The sequence below is a fragment of the Pirellulales bacterium genome (assembly GCA_035939775.1).
GTDB lineage: Bacteria > Planctomycetota > Planctomycetia > Pirellulales > DATAWG01 > DASZFO01.
The window spans coordinates 1-6,546 of sequence record DASZFO010000271.1 but is presented as its reverse complement, the minus strand read 5'-3'; the positions used below and the strand labels follow the sequence as shown (position 1 = coordinate 6,546).

Here is a 6,546-nt window from a genome sequence, read left to right as displayed (position 1 = left end):
CGCGGCACTGGCGATCAAGCCGGCAGTGCCTTACGAGGCGACGCCGTTGCCGCTGGCGGACGTGCGGCTGACCGGTGGGCCTCTCAAGCACGCGCAGGATCTGGACGCCGAGTATCTTCTGAAGCTTGAGCCGGATCGGATGCTGTATTACCTTCGGGTCCGCGCTGGCCTCGAGCCCAAAGCGAAGAGTGGCTACGGCGGATGGGATGGCGGCGGCAGGCAGCTCACTGGCCACATCGCGGGACACTATCTTTCGGCGATCAGTTATATGTACGCGGCCACCGGTGATTCGCGTTTCAAAGATCGCGTCGACACCGTGGTGAATGAACTCCGGGAGATCCAAGATAAGCAGGGCGACGGCTACATCGGCGGCCTCATGGGCAGCGCGGGCCCAAGCGGGGGAGGCGCCGGACGTGGCGATCAGAAGCTCGTTGACGGCAAAGCGCTCTTTCAAAAGCTATCCCAGGGCACGATTCGTTCTGGCGGCTTCGACCTCAACGGGATGTGGTCTCCCTGGTACGTGCAACACAAGATATTCGCCGGTCTGCGCGATGCCTATCGCATCGCGGGAAACCGCACCTCGCTTGAGGTCGAGAAAAAACTCGCCAGTTGGGTCGATGGTATTCTGGCGAACTTGACTGATGACCAGCTCCAGCGAATGCTCGCCACCGAATTTGGCGGCATGAACGAGGTCCTTGCGGACCTATATGCGGACACTGGCGACAAGCGCTGGCTGGCCCTCTCCGATAAGTTCGAGCACAAAGCGATCGTGAACCCGCTGGCGGAGAAAAACGATATCCTCAATGGCAAGCACGGCAACACGCTGGTTCCCAAGTTGCTTGGCGAGCTGATGCGTTACGTGTACACGGGCAATGAGCTGGACGGTGAGGCGGCCCGGTTCTTCTTTGAAGAAGTAGCATTTCACCACAGCTTTGCGACCGGTGGCCACGGCCGAAATGAATACTTCGGCCATGCCGACGTGCTTAATCCCATGATTGAAGGCCGGACCGCGGAGTCCTGCAACGTTTATAACATGCTGAAGATGTCGCGAGAAATGTTTGGAATCGACCCTGACATCAGGTACGCCGACTTTCACGAGCGCGCCCTCTTCAACCACATTCTGGCGTCGATCAATCCGGAGACCGGGCAAACCTCCTACATGGTCCCGGTGGGTCAGGGCGTGATGCAGGAGTATCAGACGATGCTTGGAGCCGGAGAAAGCTTTACGTGCTGCGTCGGCACCGGCATGGAGAGTCATGCGCTTCACGGCTACGGCGTATTTTACGAATCGGGCAACGAACTCTGGGTCAATCTCTTCGCTCCGTGCGCCGCCGACTGGAAGTCCAAAGGTGTGACATTGCAAATGGATACTTCGTTTCCCGAGGGGGACGCGGCAACTCTCAAAGTCACGGTCGATTCTCCGAAGGAATTCACACTACGCATTCGGCGGCCTTACTGGGCGGCCGACGGTTTTGAGCTTAAGGTCAACGGGGAGGCGATGGGAAATCTGCCTAAGCCGGATTCCTATGTCGAAATCAAGCGCACTTGGAAGACCGGCGATACGGTCGCTCTCGCGCTTCCCAAAACTCTCTGGAAAGCGACACTCCCCGACAATCCGGACAAGGCCGCTCTCATGTGGGGACCGCTGGTGCTCGCTGGTGACATGAGTTCCATGAATTCGACGCCTCGCGGCCGCGGCCGAAGCGGCGCGCGCGGTGGACCACCGCCGAATTACCCCATCTTCGTGAGCGACGAAAAATCCGTCGACAAATGGCTGCTACCGGTCGCCGGCGCCCCAGGCACGTTCAAAGCCAGCAGCCGCTCGCCGACCGGAGGGCCGAATACCGACGTCACGTTCATTCCATTCTTCAAGATGCATGACAAGCGCTACGGCATCTACTGGGACATCATGACCAATGCCGATTGGGACAAACGCGCCGGCCAATTGGCGGCCGAGCAGGCAAAGCAACAGAAGCTGACTGCCGCGACCGTCGGTTACGCGCAACCTGGAGAAATGCAGATGGAGCGTGACTTCAATTACCAGGCTGGCGAGGAGTCGCAGCCAGTTCGGACGCAGGATCGCGGCGGCCGGCGTGCGGCCACCTGGTTCTCCTTTGATCTCCCAGTGGACACGAAGCACCCGATGACCCTCGTCGTGACTTATAGAAGTGACGAGCAAGCCAGGCGGCAGTTCGAAGTGCAGGTGGACGGCAAGAAAGTTGGCGAACAGATGATCAATCGTCCCGGCCCGCAGGAACAAGCCAACTTTTTCGACGTTGAGTACGCTATTCCGGCTGAGGCGGTCAAAGACAAGCCGAAAGTCACGGTTCGCTTTCAGGCGGAGAAGGGCAGCGAAGTCGGCCGTGTATTCGGGATTCGCATGATTCGCGCGGACGCGGAAAAGTAAGCCGCGACGTCATAAGTTCCCAAGTCCGGGCGCGAGGTGATAATACACCTCGTTGTTTCGCAACGTTTGCTTGAAATCCGATAGATCGGTTCGCGCATCGATCGAAAGAAGCTCGATGCCCGCCATATCGGCGAAGTCCTGAAGATGCTCCTGCGAGACGGAATAACTGAATCCCGTGTGATGCGCTCCGCCGGCGAAGATCCATGCTGCGCACGCGGACTTGAAGTCCGGCTTGCACTTCCAAACGGCTCGCGCCACGGGAAGTTTGGGAAGCGGTCTGGGTGGCGCGACGACATCGACTTCGTTCACCAGCAAGCGGAAGCGATTGCCCATGTCGACGAGCGACGCATTCAAGGCTGGGCCAGCGGGCGCATTAAAGACAAGCCGCACCGGATCGGCCTTACCGCCTATGCCCAGCGGATGAATCTCGAGTGACGGTCTGCCGTCGGCGATTGACTCGCAGATCTCGAGCATGTGAGCGCCGAGCACCAGCGGATTGGCCGGGTCGAGGTGATAGGTATAGTCCTCCATGAAGCTCGTTCCGCCGGGCAGACCCGCGGACATCACCTTCATCGCGCGAACAAGGGCGCACGTTTTCCAGTCGCCTTCAGCGCCGAAGCCATAGCCATCGGACATCAATCGCTGCACCGCGAGACCGGGTAGTTGTTTCAGCCCATGCAGATCTTCGAACGTCGTCGTGAACCCTTTGAAGTTTCCCTGTTCGAGGAAGGACCGAATTCCCAGCTCGATGCGAGCGCCGTCACGAAGGGATTCGTGTCGATCGCCACCGGACTTGAGTTCGGGCGCGACCGTGTAGCGGTCTTCGTACTCCTTGCAAAGGGTTGAGATCGCTCGATCGGTCACTTCATTCACGTGGTGCACGAGATCGCCGACGCCATGGCCGTTGACCGAGTATCCGAACTTCACTTCAGCGGCGACCTTATCGCCCTCCGTGACGGCAACGCTTCGCATGTTGTCGCCAAAGCGCGCAAACTTTCCGCCTTGCCAATCCGCCCATGCAGCGGCGGCGCGAGTCCAGACCGCGATGCGGTCCTGGACGGTCGGGTCGGACCAGTGTCCGACGACGACTTTGCGATTCAAGCGGAGCCGCGCGTGCATGAAGCCCGCTTCGCGGTCGCCATGCGCCGATTGATTGAGATTCATGAAGTCCATGTCGATGGACTCCCACGGAAGATCTCGATTGAACTGAGTGTGCAGATGCAGAATCGGTTTGCGAAGAGCCTTGAGCCCGCCGATCCACATCTTCGCGGGGGAAAAGGTGTGCATCGATAGAACGACGCCGACGCAGTTTGCCGCGCTGGCGGCTTCGATGCAGGCGGCACGAACTTCCTCGGGCGTGGTCAGAACCGGTTTGAAGACCAGCTTGAGCGGCAAACGCCCCGACTTGTTCAGAGCATCCACCACTTCGTTGGAATTCTTTGCGACCTGTTCAAGCGTCTTGGGGCCATAAAGATGCTGACTGCCCGTGAGGTACCAGATTTCCTGCGAGACAAACGGATTCTGCATTTGACGGACTCCAGGCACTCAGAGAAAGCGGTTAGATACTGCTCGCCCGATTGTGAGTCGCCCTCGCGCCGGCCAGAGTTCTTCGTCCGTCGGCGACCACGCGTGCCGCTGGCGTCGCGCAATCGGATCGCCCAACACGTTTTTGAGCGACATGGTGTCGCTCTCAGTTGCCGCCGCCACCAGGTCCGCCGCCGCCAGGGTTGCCACCGCCAGGGCCGCCGCCGCCGAATCCACCACCGGGGCCGCCGCCACCAAATCCGCCACCAAATCCGCCACCGAAGCCTCCGCCGAAACCGCCGCCGAATCCGCCGGTGGGCAGGTCGATCTTCGCCCCCTGCATCTTCTCGAAGATGGCCCTTTGGTCGGAATCCAAAATGGCGAGGATTTTTTCGGTGGCTTCCGTCTGCAAAATGGCGAGTTGATCTCGAACGTCGCTCCCGCCGCCGCCGAACTGAAATGCCTCACGCCGCATGTTGTCGAGGTTCTTGTTCACACTCGCGATCTGCTTCACTTGATCGTCGGTCAGCTTGAGGGCCTCGGCCACTTCTTTGTTAGACAGGGCTGCGGGGCCTTGGATCTGTAGCCGAATCTCCTTCAACCGGGCTTTCTGCGGGGCGCTGAGGACGGCGTCGATCTTGTCGTCCATCGCCTTGCGCAATTCCGACATCTTGGTTTGACGGTCTTGTTGACTCAGGCCCATGATCGACGAACGGAAATCATCGGAGGTTTTCTTGATCGACTCCTTCTGTCCGTCCGTCAGGGCAAGTTCCTTCTGGACCGTCTCGTCGGCGAACAGATTGAAGCCACCGCGACCCCCTCCCCGCGGACCGCGCTGGCTGGCCGACGGGTCGTCCGCCACGGAACTATGGCAACCGGCCAATGCACCGAGCAAAACGAGCGACAATGAAGCGAACACAAAAGTTATACGCAACATAACATCCTCGCGACTAAGGAAATCGGGCGCCGATGGTTTCCTAACAGCGGCTAACAAATCCGGCGGGGACTGTCCCCTTTTTCGCGGGCACCATCGCCGCGATGGTCGGCTGAGCAAAACGGGGACTGTCCCCTTCTCCCAGCCGGATTTGTTAGGCGCTCTAGTCAGGCCTCAGACGGAGCATCCCTCTCGACTGCCAGCCTAGCGATTGAACCCCGCCGCGAGAAGCCGGTATTGGTGAAAATCGCTCACGGATTCTTGGCCGCTTGTTCCTTGGCTTTCCGTTCGCGGTACTCGGCCAGCACGGCTTCGGGGTCTTGCTTGAATAGATCGCGGCAGCCGGTGCAACAGAAGTAGTATGTCTGCCCCTTATAGTCGACGGCGATCGTGCCGTGCCCGCCGGTGACTATGCACTCGTGCGGGTCGCCTCCAGCCACGGCAAACGAACTCCCTTTACGCGTGTAACCGACCTCGGCCAACCGAGCGAATTGCTCGCCCGAGCGTCGTTCGTAGAGCACCACCAACCGATCGCCGCCGGCGACGAGGCGCATCGAGACGCGGGCCGGTTGATCGGGCTTCGTCTCGCCGGCCGCTGTCAGCACCAGTTGCCCGTCCGCGCCGATCGCGCCATCGAACGGCACTTCGCCTTTGCGGTCGGTCGTGCCGATGAGCCGCAGCCGCTCTGGTTGATCGCCAAGCTGCAATCGGAGTGATGAGAAATACGGGTCGTGCGAAATCTGGGCCGTCAACTCGGCATGCTTGTCGGTGAAATGCCAGGCCCACCCGGCCTCTTCGCTCCAAGCTCCTTGACTGGACCCGCGCCGCGGCTGACCCACCCCCTTCCACTCGCCGATATAGGGCTGAAACGGCGCGAGCGCTTTCTTGTCCGCCGCAACCGATTCCTGTTTCTCCGCCGCGGGTTTATCTGCCGCACCGCTCAAACGCACCGTCGGCCCCAGCAACAACAGGCACGCGCCTCCGAGAACCCATCCGCCAAACCGCTTCATCGCTTGATCCTCCGGCCCATGAAAAGTCTGTGATGTCTTTCCACAATAGTACAGCGAGCTGTGGCCAAGGGAAATGATTGAATCTCGCGCTCAACGCCGCTACATTGCGGCGACGCTGTGTATCCGCGGCTTGGTTTTGAATCGTCAGTTCGTGAGGGCTTAACATGAGTTGGGACGTCATGATTTTTAATCTTGGTGGCACACCTCCGCCGCCGCTCGATAAACTGCGAGAAAGCGACTGCGCCCCGCTCGGACCCGCCTTTGATGTGCGGTGCCGAATTTCAACCTTGCTGGTTGGTATCGATTGGTCTGATCCGACCTGGGGCGTTTACGCGGAAAATGGCTACTCTATCGAATTCAATGTTGGCAACGACGACCCGATAAAAAGCATTATGCTCCACGTTAGGGGCGGCGGTGATGCGATCTCCGCAATTGCGCGGTTTGCGAGGCCACTTGGCTGGTCTGCCCTCGACTGTTCGACGAGCGAATTCCTCGATATGGAGAATCCGTCGCAGGTGGAATGGGAAGGTTTTCAAGCATTTCGTGACAAAATCGTCAAGAAACACCGGGATGAGGGCGACAGTTAGGAAATCGCTGGGGACGTTCGACAGATTCGCCTCGCAGCACTTCGCTGTCGTACGGAGTTCAACTGCAAGTGCAAAGTTCAGATC

The 6,546-nt window shown here is 59.5% G+C and carries 5 protein-coding genes; 2 read left to right on the top strand and 3 right to left on the bottom strand.

The window, feature by feature from the left end:
• On the top strand, window positions 1–2,407 hold a 2,407-nt coding region (locus tag VGY55_17125; GenBank protein HEV2971703.1), incomplete at its 5' end, for a beta-L-arabinofuranosidase domain-containing protein.
• A gap of 9 nt (window positions 2,408–2,416) precedes the next feature.
• Here the strand turns inward: VGY55_17125 and araA are convergent.
• The 3 genes from araA to VGY55_17110 form a co-directional block, all read right to left on the bottom strand.
• Window positions 2,417–3,934: an L-arabinose isomerase gene (araA, locus tag VGY55_17120; GenBank protein ID HEV2971702.1), complete on the bottom strand. Its 1,518-nt coding sequence runs from the start codon at window positions 3,932–3,934 to the stop codon at window positions 2,417–2,419.
• A gap of 163 nt (window positions 3,935–4,097) precedes the next feature.
• Window positions 4,098–4,868 carry a hypothetical protein gene (locus VGY55_17115; protein ID HEV2971701.1) on the bottom strand — a complete coding sequence of 257 codons (771 nt, stop codon included), beginning with the start codon at window positions 4,866–4,868 and terminating at the stop codon, window positions 4,098–4,100.
• 248 nt (window positions 4,869–5,116) lie between these two features.
• A complete protein-coding gene (locus tag VGY55_17110) occupies window positions 5,117–5,875 on the bottom strand; it encodes a YHS domain-containing protein (protein HEV2971700.1) in 759 nt (252 codons plus the stop codon).
• 164 nt (window positions 5,876–6,039) lie between these two features.
• Between VGY55_17110 and VGY55_17105 the strand changes: the two genes are divergently transcribed.
• Complete coding sequence (locus tag VGY55_17105) at window positions 6,040–6,462, top strand: hypothetical protein (GenBank protein HEV2971699.1); 423 nt, start codon at window positions 6,040–6,042, stop codon at window positions 6,460–6,462.
• Window positions 6,463–6,546: the final 84 nt, after the last annotated feature.

Bases quoted from the DNA above. Each gene is read 5' to 3' on its own strand.
- araA (HEV2971702.1), bottom strand. From the start codon at position 3,934: ATGCAGAATCCGTTTGTCTCGCAGGAAATCTGGTACCTCACGGGCAGT.
- VGY55_17115 (HEV2971701.1), bottom strand. From the start codon at position 4,868: ATGTTGCGTATAACTTTTGTGTTCGCTTCATTGTCGCTCGTTTTGCTC.
- VGY55_17110 (HEV2971700.1), bottom strand. From the start codon at position 5,875: ATGAAGCGGTTTGGCGGATGGGTTCTCGGAGGCGCGTGCCTGTTGTTG.
- VGY55_17105 (HEV2971699.1), top strand. From the start codon at position 6,040: ATGAGTTGGGACGTCATGATTTTTAATCTTGGTGGCACACCTCCGCCG.